The sequence below is a fragment of the Streptomyces sp. NRRL S-350 genome (assembly GCF_000719705.1).
Taxonomy (GTDB): Bacteria; Actinomycetota; Actinomycetes; order Streptomycetales; family Streptomycetaceae; genus Kitasatospora.
The window spans coordinates 1-16788 of record NZ_JOHO01000095.1 but is presented as its reverse complement, the minus strand read 5'-3'; the positions used below and the strand labels follow the sequence as shown (position 1 = coordinate 16788).

The following is a 16788-nucleotide window of genomic DNA, read 5'->3' as shown; positions in this document are numbered from 1 at the left end:
CACCGATCCTTGGACGGCTTGGGGGCTGGGTGTGCCGTTGGCTACGGCGGCCAGTGCGGCCAGCAGTTCCTCCCGGTCGGCACCGAACACCACCGCCCGGTGCGCGAACAGCGTCCGCCCGGCCGCGAGGGCCTGGGCGACCTCGGCCGGGTCTAGGTCGCTGTCGGCTCCGATGAACTCGCCCAGGCGCGAGGCCTGTTCGCGCAGCGCGGGCTCGCTCTTCGCCGAGAGCAGCAGCGGCGGCAGCGCCTCGGTGGTGTCGTGCCCCTCGGAGATGTCGTGGCCCCCGGGGGCATCGGGCACCTCGGCGGGGCTCTCCGGCGCCGCCTCCAGGATCACGTGGGCGTTGGTGCCGCTGATACCGAAGGAGGAGACGGCGGCCCGGCGCGGGTGGCCGGTCTCGGGCCACTCCCGGGCCTCGGTGAGCAGTTCGACCGCGCCGGCGGTCCAGTCGACGTGCGGGGTGGGTTCGTCCACGTGCAGGGTCTTCGGCAGCACGCCGTGGCGCATGGCCTCGATCATCTTGATGATCCCGCCGACGCCGGCCGCGGCCTGGGCGTGGCCGATGTTGGACTTCAACGAGCCCAGCCAGAGCGGCTGTTCGGGATCGCGCTGCTGCCCGTAGGTGGCCAGCAGGGCCTCGGCCTCGATCGGGTCGCCGAGCTTGGTGCCGGTGCCGTGGGCCTCGACCGCGTCGACCTGGTCGGCCGTGAGCCGGGCGTTGGCCAGCGCGGTGCGGATGACCCGCTCCTGCGAGGGGCCGTTGGGCGCGGTGAGGCCGTTGCTGGCGCCGTCCTGGTTGACCGCAGAGCCGCGGATGACCGCGAGCACCGGGTGTCCGTTGGCCCGGGCGTCGGAGAGCCGCTCCAGCAGCAGCATGCCGGCGCCCTCGGCCCAGCTGGTGCCGTCGGAGGCGGCCGCGAAGGCCTTGCACCGGCCGTCGGTCGCCAGGCCGCGCTGGTGGCCGAACTCGACGAACATGCCGGGGCTGGACATCACGGCGACCCCGCCGGCCAGGGCGAGGCCGCACTCGCCGCCGCGCAGCGCCTGCGCCGCGAGGTGCAGTGCGACCAGCGAGGACGAGCACGCGGTGTCCACCGTCACCGCGGGGCCTTCGAAGCCGAGGGTGTAGGCGATGCGGCCGGAGGCGACGCTCGACGTGGTGCCGGTGAGCAGGAAGCCGCCGTAGGTCTCGCCGCCCTCGTGCAGCCGGGGGCCGTACTCCTGGGGCATCGCGCCGACGAACACGCCGGTGCGGCTTCCGCTCAGGCCGGCCGGGTCGACCCCGGCCCGCTCGAACGCCTCCCAGCTGGTCTCCAGCAGCAGGCGCTGCTGCGGGTCCATGGCCGTGGCCTCGCGCGGGTTGATGCCGAAGAAGGCGGCGTCGAACCGGTCGGCGTCGTAGAGGAAGCCGCCGTGGCGGGCGTAGGTCCGGCCGGGGGTGCCGGGCTCGGGGTCGTACAGCTCGGCGAGGTTCCAGCCGCGGTTGTCGGGGAAGTCGCCGATCGCGTCGACGCCGTCGGCGACCAGGCGCCACAGGGCCTCGGGGGAGTCGGCCCCGCCGGGGAAGCGGCAGGCCATCCCGATCACGGCGATCGGTTCGTCGCTCACGGCGGCGGTCTCTGCGGCGCGCGTGCCGTCGTCGCCGGTCAGCCGGTCGAGGAGGTGGCGGGCCAGTGCGGTCGGGGTGGGCTGGTTGTAGACCAGTGCGGCGGGCAGGGCGAGTCCGACGGCGGCGGCCAGGCGGTTGCGCAGTTCGACGCCGAGTGCGGAGTCGAAGCCGAGCTCCTTGAAGGTGCGCCGGGAGTCGACCGCGTCCGCGCTGAGGTGGCCGAGGACGATGGCGGCGCTGGAGCGGACCAGGTCGAGTGCGGCCTCCTCCCGCTCGGTGTCGGTGAGCCCGTCCAGGCGGCGCGCCCAGGTGGACCCGGCGGCGGGCAGCGGCCGCTCCTCGGGCTCGGGCCCGACCTCGTCGGCGGCGGGCTGGAACGCCGTCTCGGTGCTGTCGCCGTCGGCCGGTGGCCGGGGCCAGTAGCGGCGGCGCTGGAAGGCGTAGCCGGGCAGGGCGATCCGGTGCGGCGCGTGGTGGGCGAGCAGCGCGGGCCAGTCCACCGCGGCGCCGTTGACGTGCAGTTCGGCGAGCGCGCCGAGGAAGGAGCGCCAGGAGTCCTCGTCGCGCCGCAGGGTGCCGAGAACCAGGGCCCGGTCGGCACCGGCCTGCTCCAGGCTCTCGCTGAGGGCGAGGGTGAGGACGCCGTGCGGGCTGCTCTCGACGAAGGTGCGGTGGCCGGCCGCGAGCAGCGCCTCGACGGCGCGGTCGAAGCGGACCGGGTGGCGCAGGTTGGTGTACCAGTAGTCGGCGTCGAGGCCGGCGGTGTCCAGCAGTCCGCCGGTGACGGAGGAGTAGAACGGCACGTCGCCGGTGCGCGGGCGCAGCGGCGCGAGGTCGTCGAGCAGCCGCTCGCGGATCGTCTCGACGTGCGGGGAGTGCGAGGCGTAGTCGACCCGGATCCGGCGGGCCCGGACGTCGGCCTGTTCGGCGGCGGTGAGCAGTTCGTCGATGGCGGCCGCGTCGCCGGAGACCACGGCGGCGGCCGGGCCGTTGACGGCGGCGAGGGCGAGCCGTCCTTCCCACGGTGCGATGAACCGTTCGGCCTGCTCGGCCGGCAGGGCCACCGAGGCCATGCCGCCCTGCCCGGCCAGGGCGGTGATGGCCCGGCTGCGCAGGGCGACCACCCGGGCGGCGTCGTCCAGGCCGAGGGCGCCGGCCACGTACGCGGCGGCGATCTCGCCCTGCGAGTGGCCGACCACGGCGTCGGGGCGCACCCCGACGGACTCCCACAGGCCGGCCAGCGACACCATCACCGCGAAGAGCACCGGCTGGACGACGTCGACCGCGTCCAGACCGGGCGCGTCGGGCGCGCCGCGCAGCACCTCCAGCAGGTCCCAGTCGACGTACGGGGCAAGGGCGTTCGCGCAGTCGGCGATCGCCTCGCGGAAGGCGGGGGAGGAGTCCAGCAGCTCCAGGGCCATGCCGGCCCACTGGGAGCCCTGGCCGGGGAAGACGAAGACGGTCCGGCCGTGGTCGTCGCCGACGCCGCGGACGAGTCCGGGCGCGTCCTCGCCCCGGGCCAGCCGCGCCAGCAGGCCGCGCAGTTCGGCGGTGTCGGTGCCGAGCAGGACGGCCCGGTGCTCGAAGGTGCTGCGGGTGGCGGCCAGCGAGTGGCCGACGTCGACGGCCGTCACGGCTTCGACGGCCTCGGAGCCGGAGGCCAGGGCCGCGGCGAGACGGGCGGCCTGGGCGTGCAGCGCCTGCTCGCTGCGGGCCGACACCGGCCACGGCACCGCGACGGTGCCGGCCGGCACGGCAGGGCCGTCCGCGGCAGGGCTGTCCGCGACGGAGGTGTGCGCGGCAGCGGTGCGCGCGGCGGAGGTGTCCGCGGAGCCGGCGCCGGAGCCGGCGGCGTGCGGCGCCTCCGTCACGACGACGTGGCAGTTGGTGCCGCCCACGCCGAAGGAGCTCACACCGGCCACCAGCGGGGCGTCCGGGGCGGGCCAGTCGCCGAGTTCCTGCTGCACCCGCAGGCGCAGCCCGGCCAGGTCGATGGCCGGGTTCGGCGACTCGTAGTTGAGGCTCGCGGGCAGTCGGCGGTGGTGGATGCCGAGTGCGGTCTTCAGCAGGCCGACGATGCCGGCGGCGGCCTCCAGGTGGCCGATGTTGGTCTTCACCGATCCGACGTGCAGGGGGAGTTCGGCGGCGCGGGCGGATCCGAGCGCCTCGCCGAGCGCGGCGGCCTCGATCGGGTCGCCGACCGGTGTGCCGGTGCCGTGCAGTTCGACGTACTGGACCGTTTCCGGTGCGACCCCGGCCTGTGCGCAGGCGAGCCGGATCACCTCGGCCTGGGCCCGGGCGCTGGGCACGGTGAGGCCGGGCGTGGCGCCGTCGTTGTTGGTGGCGCTGCCGCGCACGACGCAGTACACCCGGTCGCCGTCGGCCAGCGCCCGGCTCAGCGGCTTGAGCACCACGACGCCGCCGCCCTCGCCGCGGACGTAGCCGTTGGCGCGGGCGTCGAAGGTGAAGCAGCGGCTGTCGGGGGAGAGGCCGCCGAAGCTCGCCGAGCGCGCGGTGCTGTCCGGGACGATGCTCAGGTTGACACCGCCGACCAGCGCCAGGGTGGACTCCCCCCGGCGCAGGCTCTCGACGGCCATGTGCACGGCCAGCAGCGAGGAGGACTGGCCGGCGTCCAGGGTGAGGCTGGGCCCGTTCAGGCCGAGCGTGTACGAGACGCGGTTGGCGATCACGCCCCGCTGCACGCCGGTGAAGGTGTGCTGGGTGAGCGAGCGGCTGCCGCTGCGCTGGAGCAGCGTGGCGTAGTCGTCCCAGATCGCGCCGACGAAGACGCCGGTGCGAGTGCCGGCCAGTGCGGCGGGCACGATGCCGGCGTCCTCCAGCGCCTCCCAGCCGAGTTCCAGCATCAGGCGCTGCTGCGGGTCCATGGTGACGGCCTCGCGCGGGGAGATCCCGAAGAAGGCCGCGTCGAACCGGTCGATCCGGTCGAGGAAGCCCGCCCGGCCGCCGGGACGGCCGGCGAGCGTGTCGCCGAAGCGGTCCGTGGGGGCGTCGGAGATGGCGTCGACGCCCTCGCACAGCAACCGCCAGAACGCGGCCGGGTCGGGTGCCTGCGGAAGCCGGCAGGAGAGGCCGACGACGGCGATCGCGTCATCGCCTGGCAGGGGCAGAACATTCTGGGGACCGTTGGCACCAGTCATCGCTTTCGCTGCCTCCTACGGAGTGTGGCCGGCCGCGTACCGGGGTCAGGACGCTCGTCGTGACCACCGTCGGCGCCGCGGCCAAACCCTGCCTTGGCGGCCGCTAAATCCGGGCCTGCCCGGTCGGAGCCGGTCTCGCGACGCCGTCTGCCTGGGCGGACGTGGCGGCGTACGGTGGGCGAACACGACGAGCCGGGCTGTCCGCGTGGGTTCGGACAGCCCGGCTCGTCGTCGGGTAGGGGTGCGGGGTCAGGCTCCGGAGCAGGCGAGGACCCGGTCGTCGGCGGCCAGGATCGCCCGGTGCACGTCCTGCAGCGAGGTGCAGGGTTCCAGCCCGAGTTCGTCGATCAGGGTGCTGCGTGCGGTCTGGTAGACCTTCAGGGCGTCGCCGCGGCGGTCCGCGCGGTAGAGGGCGAGCATCAGCTGCCGGTAGAACGTCTCGCGCAGGGGGCTCTCCTGGACCAGTGCGAACAACTGGCCCACCAGCTCGCGGTGGTAGCCGAGCCGGAGTCTGGCGTCGGTGTGCATCTCGATGCAGTCCAGGCGGGCTTCGGTGAGCCAGGTGGCGAAGCTGCGGAGGATCGGGCCGTCGCCGATGCCGCCGAGGGCCGGGCCGCGCCACAGGGCCAGTCCGCGGTCGAAGGCCTCGCAGGCCTCCTCGTAGCGCTGTTCGCGCAGGTACCTGCGGCCCAGGTCGGTGAGGTCGAGGAAGGCGCGGTGGTCGACCTCGTCCGAGCGCAGCCGCAGCATGTAGCCGGACGATCGGGTGACGATCGGGCTGTCCTGGTGGCCGAGCCGGCCGAGGAACTTGCGCAGGTCGGAGATGTAGACGTGCAGTCCGGCGGTGGCGCGTCGGGGCAGGCGGTCGGCCCAGATCTCGTTCATCAGCTGGTCGGCGGTGACCACGTGGTCGGAGCGGACGAGCAGGGCGGCGAGCAGCGTCTCGATCTTCTGGGCGCTGATGTAGGACGGGCCGGCCCCGTCGACGACGCGCAGCGGCCCCAGTAACTGGTACTTCATCACGGGCTCCTTCAGGCCGAGGCGGTGTTGAGGAGGGAGCGCAGGGTGCCGGAGACCGTGTCGGCCACGGCCTCCCGGTGTTCGTCGAGGTAGAAGTGGCCGCCGGGGAAGATCCGCAGGGCGAAGTTCCCGGTGGTGTGGTTCTGCCAGGCCGCGGCCTGGTCGAGCGAGGTGTGCGGGTCGTCGTCGCCGACCAGCATGGTCAGCGGGCAGTCCAACGGCGCCTCGGGGGTCCAGGTGTGGGTCTCGATCGCCTGGTAGTCGCCGCGGATGGCCGGCAGGATCGCGTCCAGCATGTCCTGGTCCTCCAGCCACTGCGGGTCGGTGCCGCCGACCTCCGTCAACTCCTGTACCACGCCAGCCTGGTCGCGCAGGTGGACGGTGCCGGAGGGCAGCCGCGAGGGTGCCGGGTACCCGGAGGCGAACAGCCACAGCGGCAGGTCGCCGCGGTCCCGGCGCAGCCGCTGGGCGACCTCGAAGGCCAGCACCGAGCCCATGCTGTGCCCGAAGAACGCGAACTGGCCGTCGAGCCAGGGCAGCACCGCCTCGTAGGTGCGGTCGGCCAGTTCGGCCAGGTTGTCGATGCACTTCTCGGATCTGCGGTCCTGGCGACCGGGGTACTGCAGGGCCAGCACCTCGGTGTCCGGGGCGAGGGCCTGGGACAACGCGTAGTAGTAGCTGGCCGAACCGCCGGCGTGCGGGAACAGGACGAGCCGCACGGGGGCGTCGGGGGACGGGTGGAATCGGCGGACCCACGCGGCCGTACTCCTGGATGTGGCAGTCATTGCGTGTTCCTTCCATGGCGGAGCGTCACCGCGATTGCAGTGTCGGCGGGTACATCAACACGGCCGGGGAATCGAGTGAGGGCGATCCGCCCCGACAGGTGGGACAGGTGACGGCTGCCGGGGTGTGGGATCAGAAGGTGTTCCAGAGTCTAGGTACGGCGTCGACCGAGCCGGTAGCCCGGCCGTCCCCTATCCGCCCCCTAGTCGCGCTTGAGGAAGATTTGAGCATTCACCCTGGCGCGTACGGTTGGTGGCGGAACGTTGCTAGGGGGTGGTCGGGGTGAACCCCCTACCTGCCCGCCGGGGTCGAACGCGTCGAGGGCGGAAGCCGTTGTGGCTTCCGCCCTCGGGCGGCGTGCGGTCGGGGCCGTCCGCGTCGCGGTCGGCGCCTACGGGTACGGAGCAGGGCCGGCGCCTACGGGTACGGCGCCTACCCACGGGTACGGAACGGGGCCGGCGGGCGGGGGCGGGGTCAGCGGGTGCGCACGTGCTCGGCGAGCGCGGCGGGCGTCGGCGCCGAGAACAGGTCGGCGAGCTTCACCGTGGCCCCGGTGGACTCCTCGATGCGCTGGAGCAGCTGGGCGCCGAGCAGCGAATGCCCGCCGTGGGTGAAGAAGTTGGTGAGCGCTGACACGTCGTCCCGGCCCAGCAGCTCCTGGTACATCGTGACGATCGAGCGGGTCAGCTCGTCGGTCGGCTCGGCCTGCTCCTCGTCCGGGCCGGCGGCGGCCCCTCCTGCGCCGGCCAGCGCCTCCAGGGCCAGGTAGTCGACCTTCTCGTTGGCGTTGACGGGGAACGATTCGACCACGATGAAGTCCTGGGGGATGGCGGAGTTGGGCAGTTCCCTGCGGGCGTGCTCCCACAGTTCGGGGACGAGTCCGGGCCCGGCCGCGGACTCCACGAACACCACGAGCCGGCCGTCCGCGCTGCGGTCGCCGACCACGGTCGCGGCCGAGGCCCGCACCTGCGGATGGCCCAGCACGGCCGCCTCGATCTCGCCCAGCTCGATCCGGTTGCCGCGGAGCTTGACCTGCCGGTCGGAGCGGCCGAAGATCTCCAGGTTGCCGTCCGGGCGCCAGCGGCCGGTGTCGCCGCTGCGGTAGAACCGCCCCCACCGCGGGTGGTCGCCGAACCGGGCCGCGTTGAGTTCGGGCCGCTCGTGGTAGCCGAGGGAGACTCCGGCCCCGGCGATGCACAGCTCGCCGCGCACGCCGATCGGCAGCTCGCGCCCGTCCGGTGCGGCCACCCACATCCGGATGTTCGAGATCGGCTTGCCGATGTGCGGCCGCTCGCCGAGTTCCTCGTCGGCCCGCAGCACGCCCCAGGTGCACCACGTGATGGTCTCGGTCGGGCCGTACGCGTGGTGGAGTTCGCAGCCGGTGGCCAGCAGTTGTTCGGCCAGCGGCACGGGCAGCGGCTCGGCGCCGATGACCACCCGTCGGCCGTCGAGCTGGTCGGCCACGTGGTCCAGGACCAGCCGCCAGGTGGTCGGGGTGGCCTGGATGATGCCCGGCTGGTGGCGCTTGAGCAGTTCCAGCAGCACCCGGCCGTCCACCCGGGCCTCGTCCGGCGCGATCACGATCCGGCCGCCCGAGTAGAGCGGGACGTAGTGCTCCAGGTTGGCCATGTCGAACGCGAAGGTGGTCATCCAGAGGGTGGCGTCCCCCGGTGTCGCGCCGAGGCGCACGGTGTAGTCGGCGGCGATGTTGGAGACGGCGCGGTGGGGCAGCAGCGCCCCCTTGGGGCGGCCGCTGGAGCCGGAGGTGTAGATGAGGTAGGCGGGCGCCTCGGGGTCGACCGCGGGCGCCGGGCCGACGGCGTCGGCCGCGGGCTCGGTCTCGGGGACGGTCGCCAACGGCAGTTCGGTCATCGCGCGGTCCGCCGGCAGGGCCAGCTCCCGGTCGGCGACGATGACCTTCGCGCCGGAGTCCGCCAGCAGGTGGGCCACGCGCTGCGCCGGGTGCTCCGGGTCGACCGGCAGGTAGGCGGCGCCGGCCAGCCAGATGCCCAGGACGGTGGCGGTCAGCTCGGGGGAGCGGGCCGCGGCGAGGGCGACGACGTCGCCGGCCGCGACGCCGGCCGCGGCGAGCCGCTCCCGGGTGCCGAGCGCGGCCGCCCAGAGCCGGCCGTAGCTGACGGTGCGGTCGCCCTGCTCGACCGCGACCGCGTGCGGGTGGGCGCGGACGTTGGCGTGCACGGCGGTCGGCACGTCGGGCGGGTCGAAGCGCATCGCGGTGTCGTTGGCGGCGCCGATCACGGCCCGGTCCCGCTCGTTCCAGACCTCCAGTCGGCCGACCGGCCGCGCCGGGTCCTCGGCGCAGGTGACCAGGAGCTCGTCGTAGCGGGACAGCAGGGCCTCGACGTCGGCCCGGTCCAGCTTGTCGGTGGCGTACCGGGCGATGATCGTGATCTCCGACTCGGCGGAGGCCAGGAAGAACTCCAGGTCGAACTTGCTGTAGCCGTTCTCCAGCACCAGGGGGCGGCCGCGCCGGCCGTTCACGGTCAGTTCGTCGCCCAGGCCCAGCTGCGGGAAGTAGTTGAAGAGGTGGCGGCTCAGCCGGTTGCGCCAGGACGAGCCGGCCCGGGGGACGAGGTCGGAGATGCTGTCCACCGGGACGTCGGCGTGGCCCAGCGCGGCGAAGTAGGTGTCGCGGGCGCGGCGGACGAGGTCCCGGAAGCCTTCGGCCGGGTCGACCGCGACCCGCAGCGGGAGCACGTTGGTGTGGTGGCCGACCGTCCCCGGCGCCTCCTTGGGGCGCACGCTCACCGGGGAGCCGACCGTGATGTCGGGGCCGGCGCCGTGCGCGGCGAGCAGCACGTAGTAGGCGGCCAGCAGGACGACCGCCTCCGGGGCGCGCGCCTCGCGTTGGAGGGCGGTGACGGCGGCCCGGGCCCGGTCCGAGAGCCGGTGGTCGATCCGGTCGCCGAGCAGGGTCGGCTGGGCCCCGTCCGGCGCACCGCAGGCGAGGTCGAGCGCCTCCGGGTCGAAGTCCTCCAACTGCTCGCGCCAGAACGCCAGGCTGCGCTCACTCGGCTCCGGTTCCACGAACGTCGGGACCACGGTGAGCAGTTCGGCGGGTACGGACTGCCCCTGGGCCAGCCGCTGGTAGGCGGCCACCAGCTCCTGGAGCAGCGTGGTGCCCGAGATGATGTCGTAGACCAGGTGGTGGAAGGCCAGGCAGACCACGTCGCCGTCGGGGTGGTGGAAGAGCCCCGCGCGGACCAGCGGTCGGCCGTCGAAGGCGAACCGCCGGGTGACCCACGGGCGCAGTGCGAGCTCGATGTCCTCGGCGGCCGGCGCGAAGTCCTCGACCTCCTCGATCCGGACGTCGAACTCCTGCTCCGGGACGACCGCCTTCATCAGCTCGGCGCCGGAGGTGAAGTAGACGGTCCGGAGCACTTCGTGGCGGTTCAGCAGGGCGTCCAGGCCCTCCTGCAACGCGACGGGGTCGAGCTCGCCCTCGACCTGGAAGGCGAGCGAGAGGTTGTTGGCCGCTGCCTCCGGAACGAGGCGTTCCAGCAGCCACATCGCCTCTTCCTTGCGGGTGGCCGTCGACAGTTCACGTGTGGATCGGCCTGAGGGTGCTGCACCGGCTTTCGCTGCGGGTCCCATGGGATCCTCCCCTTGACGGACGGCTGTGATCCTGTTGGCACGGGTTGCCATATTTCCAGCGACGATACAAGGGCGGGTGCCGCCGGGTAACCCCTAGCCGGAATGCCTGGGTCGACCGTGTGCGAATCCACGGACAGGGGTCGGATAGGGGTGCTAGGGGCTACCGGCGGAATTCACGGGAATTTTATGGTTCGGGCAGGATACCGGCGTGTGGCCGCAGAGACCTGAGGAGTCGTGATGGCGGAGTCCAGCTCGTGGAAGACCCTGGTGGACGGCGGTGGATCCGAGGGGATCGTCCTCGCGGTGGATTTCGACACCACCGGCCGCCCGGAGGCGCGCTTCTCGGACCTGGTGGCGAACCTGGGCGGTGGCCTGACGGTCTGGGAGACCGTCCCGCCGGAGCACGGCACCGAGCACGCGAGGAGCGGCAAGGGCTACATCGACTACTGGGCCGCGCGCCTGGAGCGGGAGCGGCCGCCGGTGCGGGCGCTGCTCGGCTTCTGTGCCGGCGCGGTCTACGCGGCGGCGCTGGCCGAGCGGATCGCCGGCTGGCAGGAGGACGAGCCGCAGCTGATCGTCTTCGACCCGGAGGTCTCCGTCTCCCAGACCCTGATGTGGCAGTACCACAAGGTCGTGGGCTTCATGTCCTCGGTGATCTCCGAGGCGGACGTCGCCGCGGCCCGCGAGGCCGGGCTGAAGGTCCTGGAGGACTGCCCGGAGATCGGCGCGCTGCGGGACGGGCTGATCCGGCTGATCAGGGAGATCGGCGAACCGGCCTTCACCCGGGTCGGCCTGGACGCCACCCGGCGGGAGGAGCTCTTCACCGTCTTCGAGTCCTTCCTGAGCTACCTGGCGGCGGCCAGTGAGCTCGACCCGGTGGACCGCTGGCGGCGGGCGGTGGCGTTCAGCTCGGCGAGCCCGCTCAGCGGGCTGCGGGCGATGCGCTCCTCCGGGGTCGGCGAGGGGATCACCGTCGCCCGGGAGGTCGAGGTCGACGTCGAGCACGGCTCGATGCTGGCGCACCGGGACCTCGCCGTCGCGGTGGCGGACCTGCTGCGGGGTTGACGGGCCGCCTCAGGGCGAGCCCGGCGGAACGGGCCCCGGTCGGAACTCCGGCCGGGGCCCGTTCGCGTGTCCGGCGGAAGCCTTCCCGGGGCCGGCGGAAGGTCCTGCGCCGTGTCCGACGGGAACCGCCTGCGCGGCCGGAGACCTTTTCCGGGTCCGGCGGGAAAGGGCGGAGGGGTGTCGGAAAAGGGCACGGAAAACCGCCGGCGGGCCGTGGTGTTCGGCTCGTCCGGCGGTCCCGGAAAGGTCAGGGAATTCCCGTCACTCGGCGATCGCGGTACGTGCGGTCCATTCGAATACGGCGGTCCGGTCGCCGTCCACGGAAACGAATTCACCGGCGTGCCGGAAATGCTCGTAACCGCCGTAGCAGCTGTATTTGATGGAGTCGGTGAGCGAATCGGTGTGCTGGATCCGGTCCTCGTCGCGGACGGCGTGCGGGCCGCCGACCAGCAGCGCCTTGATCTTGCCCATGAGGAGCCTCCTGTCAGGGGGATGGATGTCCGGCGGAGTCGTCACCGGCCGGCGAACTCGGCCAGCAGCGAGGCCACCAGGGTCGCCTCGACATTGCCGCCGGAGAGCAGCACGCCGATGTCGAGCCCGCGCCAGCGGGGATCGACCACGAGCCGCAGCGCGGCGGCCAGTGCGGTCGCGGCGGCCGGTTCCACCAGCAGCCGGGCGTGGGTGAGGGCCACGGCCATCGACTCGGCGATCTCCGCCTCGTCCACGGTGAGCACCTCGGCCAGTGACGCGTGGCAGGTGTCGAAGGGGAGTCGGCCGATCCGGTCGGGGCGCAGGCCGTCGGCGATGGTCGGGCGCACCGGGACGTTGACCGGCCCGCCGCGGCGCAGCGCCTCGGTGAGCGCGGGCACCGACGACGGTTCGGCCGCGATGACGGCGATGTGCTCGCCCGCGGTGGCGAGGCAGGCGCCGGCCACCGCGCTGCCGCCGCCGACCGGTAGGACCACGGCGTCCAGCCGGCTGCCGGCGGCGCGGACCTGGTCCAGGAGTTCGGCGGTGGCGGTGCCCTGGCCGATCACCACATCGGGGTCCTGGTAGGGGTCGACGACGTCGTGGCCGTGCACCGCCCGGTGCTCCTCCACCACGGCGATCCGGTCGGCCAGCAGGGTGCCGGCCTGGATCACCCGGGCGCCGGTCTCCTGGATCCGCCGCACCTTGGTCGGTGCGGCGTCGCACGGCAGGACGAGGGTGGCGGGGAGTCCGCACTCGCGCGCCGCGAGGGCGACGGCGATCGCGTGGTTGCCGGTGCTCTGCGCGACGACGCCCCGGCTGCCCGCGGCGGCCAGGCGCCCGACGGCCAGGAGGGCGCCGCGGAGTTTGAACGAGCCGCCGCGTTGGAGGTTTTCGGCCTTGAGCCAGAGCCTGGCGCCGGCCCGGCGGTCGAGGTCGTCGCTGCGGACGACCGGGGTCCGCACCACCCGGCCGGCCAGTCGTCGCTGGGCGTCGTGTACGTCACTGCGGGTCAGCGGCCGCTCGGCGACCGCGACGCTCGCGTCGGTCTGGGGCATCGCACCTCATTCACGCTCGCGGGGCGGGGCGCAGCGGTGCGCCCTCCGGGAGTCCGGGCACGTCCGGATTGCTGTACTTGCGGAGATGCCTGCGGTACGGCATGAGTATGGGGAGGGGCTCTAAAGTCGGCCCAAGTCGGCTGCGAGGGTGCCGGCGGGGGTGTCCGCCGGGGGGCGGCTGGAGGGGGCGAGCGGTCCGCCGGGAGGGTGGGCGGATGCAAGCCGACACGGCGTTCTTGGGAAAGTCTTGACAGTTGACCTTTCTTCAACACCAGTCATACATTCATGCCGTCGTATCCACTCGCCGGGGAGGCGTGATGCACTGCGATGGCCACCGGGTCAGCCGCCCGGAAGACGGCAGGTGAGCGGAGTGCCAACACCGTGAGCACACTTCGGAGTTCCAACGACGGGACGACCGGATCGGGTGTTCACTGCTGCCGGGTGTGAACGGCAACCGTTGCGGGGCGGGCCCGGTACGGCCCGGAGCGCGGAGCTGCGGGCGGAAGTCCGGTACGACGAGGCGGCGTCGATCGATCTGCGGCACAGGGGGAATGATGACGATCGGGCTTGTCGAACGACACGGAGAACTCGAATCCTTGGAGGAGTTACTCCGGGCCACCGCGCTCGGCAGATGCCAGGTGGCCCTGGTCGGCGGACCGGTCGGCAGCGGGAAGACCGAGCTGCTGCACGCCCTGGCGGAGAGCGCGATGCGCCAGGACGCGGTGGTGTTCACCGCCCTCGCCACCTGTGCCGAGCAGGTCGTGCCGATGGCGGTGATCTCCCAGCTGCTCTCCCCGTCGGCCGCCTCGGAGACCTCCCCGGGGCTGGTGCGGGCGCTCGCCGAGGCCGCCGCGGAGGTGCTCGCCCTGCCGCCCGAGGCCCGGCTCGCCGGGGACGGCGTGCTGCCCACGCCCGCCCTGGACGCGCTGTGCTCCGCGCTGGCGGCCGCGGCGGCCGACCGGCCGGTGGTGGTCTGCGTCGACGACGTCCAGTTCGCCGACGCCGGATCACTGGACTGCCTGCTGCACCTGATGCACCGGCTGCGCTACGCCCGGGTGCTGTTCGTCCTGAACGAGTCGGACCACCACCGGCGCTACAACCCGCTCTTCCGGGTCGAGTTGCTCCGCCAACCCGGCTTCCGCCGGATCCGGGTGGGCCCGCTGTCGCCGGCCGGTGTGGAGCAGATGGCCGCCGCCGAACTGGGCCGTGACTGGTCCGTGGCGCACGGCGCCCGCTGCCACGCCGTCTCGGGCGGAAACCCGCTTCTCGTCCGGGCGTTGCTGGACGACCACCGGACCGCCGCCGCCCTGGCCTGCGCCGAACCGCCGGACGACGCGCTGGAGACGGGCGAATCCTACGGCCAGGCGGTGCTGGCCTGCCTCCACCGCGGCAACGAGCCGATGCTGATGGTCGCCCGCGCCCTCGCCGTGCTGGACGCCTCCGGAGCGCCCGAGCTGGTCGACCGGCTGGTCGGCCTCGCCCCCCACGAGGTGGGCCAGGCCGTCGAGGAACTCGCGGTCGCCGGGGTGATCGCGGACGGCTCCTTCCGCCACCCCGCGGCGCGGGCCGCGGTACTGGACGACCTGAGCCCCGACCACAAGGTGCGGTTGCACCGCTCGGCGGCCCGGCTGCTGCACAGCACCGGCGCCGCCGCCACCGAGGTGGCCCACCACCTGCTCGCCGCCGACGAGCCGGACGAGCCGTGGGCGTCGCAGATCCTGCGCGCGGCCGCCGACCTCGCCCTGCACGACGACGAGGCCGAACTGGCCATCCGGCTGCTCAAGCTGGCCACCCGCGTGGCCGTCGACGAGGACGAGCGACTGGCCGTCACGATCGACCTGGTCCGCGCCGAGTGGCGGGTCAACCCGGCGCTCTCCGCCAGCCGCCTGGACTCGCTGGCCGCCGCCCTGCGGGACGGCCGGCTGCTGCCCTTCGAGGCGATCGGCGTGGCCAAGACGATGCTCTGGCACGGCCGCGTCGCCGACGCGGTGGAGGCGCTCTCGCTGCTCGGCCGGCCAGGTGACCACAGCCGCGAGCTCGCCGCCGAACTCGGCGCGCTGGCCAAGTGGTTGCGCACCTGCTACCCCGAACTCCTGGAGCACCTGCCGGCCGTGCCGGCCACCGGCAAGGCCCGTACGCTGCTGATCGGCTTCGAGTCCCGGGCGGCCGGGCTGCTGTCCACCGTGCTGACCGGGGACGCGGACGACAGCACGCTCAGTTCCGCGGAGCAGATCCTGCGGGCCTCGGAGCTGGACGACACCATGCTCGAACCGATCGAGCACGCCCTGCTCACACTCGTCTACGCCGACCAGCCGGGCCGGGCCGCCAGTTGGTGCGACCCGCTGCTCGACGAGGCCGTCAGCCGCAACGTCCCGGCCTGGATGGCCCGGCTCTCCTCCATCCGGGCCCTGGCCGCCGTCCGGCAGGGCGACATGGCGGCCGCCGAGCGGCACGGCGAGACCGCGCTCGCCCGGCTCACCCCGCGCAGCTGGGGGATGGCCGTCGGCATGCCGCTGGCCGCACTGATCCTGGCGAAGAGCGCGCTGGGCGACCACGACGGCGCGGCGGCCCTGGTCAACAACCCGGTGCCGAAGGGCATGCTGACCACCCGCTACGGCCTGCACTACCTGCACGCACGCGGAATCCACCACCTGGCCACCGAGCGCCTCGGCGCCGCGCTGTCCGACTTCGTCACGTGTGGCGACCTGATGGACCGGTGGGGCATCGACCGGCCTGCCCTCGTCCCCTGGCGCTCCGCCGCCGCGAGCGCGCTGCTGCGCCTGGGGGAGCGGGAACAGGCCGTCATGCTGGCCGAGGAGCAGTTGGAGAAGGCCAGCCCGGGGCACTCCCGCAGCCGCGGCATCACCCTGCGCACGCTCGCGTGGGCCGGTGAGGCGAGCCGCCGCCCGACCCTGCTGCGGGAGGCCGTCGTCAATCTGGAGCAGGCCGGGGATCGCTTCGAACTTGGCCTGGCGATAGCCGAGTTGGAGGAGTCGCAGGCCGCGGTCGAGCGGCCGGAGCGGTCCCGGGGGCGGTCGGAGCAGACTCTGCGCCTGGCCCCGTCGAGTCGGCCCGAGCCGGTCGATGACGGCACGTCCGTCGAGCCGCAGGCCTGGGTGCCGGCCCAGCGCTCGCCCGGGCAGCCCGACGTCGCCGCGCTGAGCGACGCCGAGCTGCGGGTGGCCGCGCTGGCCTCGCTGGGCTGCACCAACCGGGAGATCGCGCGGAGGCTGTTCATCACCGTCAGCACCGTGGAGCAGCACCTGACCCGGGTGTACCGCAAGCTGAAGGTCGGCCGCCGCGCCGACCTCCCGGCGGACCTCCAGGTGCCGCTGCCGGAGACGGCCGTCGCGCAGTCCGCGCGCATGCTGGTGGTCGCCTACCGGCGCAAGGTCGGCATGAACAACCGGCGGGCGGCCGAGGTCGGCTGACGCTCAGTAGGCGCGTTGGAGCTGTTCGCGGTGGCCGTCGGCCATCACCCGGAACATGTCGGTGACCCGGGCGTTGAGCCCGGCGAGGGCGGCCGGGTCGGGCGGGGTGTCGTTCTCCAGGGAGCGCTGCAGCACGTACGCCAGGAGGTCGGCGCGGGCCTCCAGCGGGAGCCCGTCGTCCTCGCCGAGCTCGTGTGCGGTGTAGAAGCCGCGGCTGACGTTGGCCAGGACGTGGACGGCCTGGGCCGGCGACAGTTCGGGGCGCAGGATGCCCTCGTCGGCCAGCATCTGGAGGTAGTCGGGGTTCTCGGCGAGGCTCTGCTGGGCGGTGCGCACGCTCTCGTCGCGGGCGAGGTTGCCGAGGACGGCGGCGTCGGCGAGGAGCAGGGCGCGGACCAGGGGGCGTCGCACGCCTTCGAGGAAGATCACCCGCATCAGGCGGTGCGGCAGGGCGAGGGTGGGTTCCTTGCCGAGTTCGGCGACCAGGTGGTCGAACAGGCGCAGGGCCTCGCGCTGCAGGACGGCCCAGAAGAGGGCTTCGCGGGTCTTCCAGTGCAGGTAGACGGTGCCCTTGCCGA

The 16788-nt window shown here is 73.5% G+C and carries 8 protein-coding genes and 1 pseudogene; 2 read left to right on the top strand and 7 right to left on the bottom strand.

Translation table 11 applies throughout. The features are described 5' to 3' along the window. From IF30_RS0138005 to IF30_RS0137990, 4 genes are all read right to left on the bottom strand, one after another. On the bottom strand, nt 1–4770 hold a 4770-nt coding region (locus IF30_RS0138005), incomplete at its 3' end, for a type I polyketide synthase (protein WP_158835840.1). A gap of 249 nt (nt 4771–5019) precedes the next feature. Further along, complete coding sequence (locus IF30_RS0138000) at nt 5020–5790, bottom strand: AfsR/SARP family transcriptional regulator (RefSeq protein WP_030247237.1); 771 nt, start codon at nt 5788–5790, stop codon at nt 5020–5022. 11 nt (nt 5791–5801) lie between these two features. Next, nucleotides 5802–6575, bottom strand: coding sequence for a thioesterase II family protein (locus IF30_RS0137995; RefSeq protein WP_030247235.1), 774 nt, complete (start codon nt 6573–6575; stop codon nt 5802–5804). Between the two features lie 472 nt (nt 6576–7047). Then, complete coding sequence (locus tag IF30_RS0137990) at nt 7048–10104, bottom strand: non-ribosomal peptide synthetase (protein WP_030247233.1); 3057 nt, start codon at nt 10102–10104, stop codon at nt 7048–7050. A gap of 321 nt (nt 10105–10425) precedes the next feature. On the opposite strand from IF30_RS0137990, the gene IF30_RS0137985 reads away from it, so the two are divergent. Beyond that, nucleotides 10426–11253: a hypothetical protein gene (locus tag IF30_RS0137985; protein WP_030247231.1), complete on the top strand. Its 828-nt coding sequence runs from the start codon at nt 10426–10428 to the stop codon at nt 11251–11253. Nucleotides 11254–11514: 261 nt separating this feature from the next. Here the strand turns inward: IF30_RS0137985 and IF30_RS0137980 are convergent, their stop codons facing one another. Further along, a complete protein-coding gene (locus IF30_RS0137980) occupies nt 11515–11724 on the bottom strand; it encodes a DUF5988 family protein (protein WP_030247229.1) in 210 nt (69 codons plus the stop codon). Between the two features lie 41 nt (nt 11725–11765). Beyond that, a complete protein-coding gene (locus tag IF30_RS0137975) occupies nt 11766–12779 on the bottom strand; it encodes a threonine ammonia-lyase (RefSeq protein ID WP_051712102.1) in 1014 nt (337 codons plus the stop codon). A gap of 551 nt (nt 12780–13330) precedes the next feature. Here IF30_RS0137975 and IF30_RS0137970 point away from each other — a divergent pair. Then, nucleotides 13331–16210: an AAA family ATPase gene (locus IF30_RS0137970; RefSeq protein ID WP_078892024.1), complete on the top strand. Its 2880-nt coding sequence runs from the start codon at nt 13331–13333 to the stop codon at nt 16208–16210. Nucleotides 16211–16213: 3 nt separating this feature from the next. Here the strand turns inward: IF30_RS0137970 and IF30_RS42625 are convergent. Then, nucleotides 16214–16788 (bottom strand): annotated as a pseudogene (locus IF30_RS42625) (hypothetical protein); the annotation flags it as partial.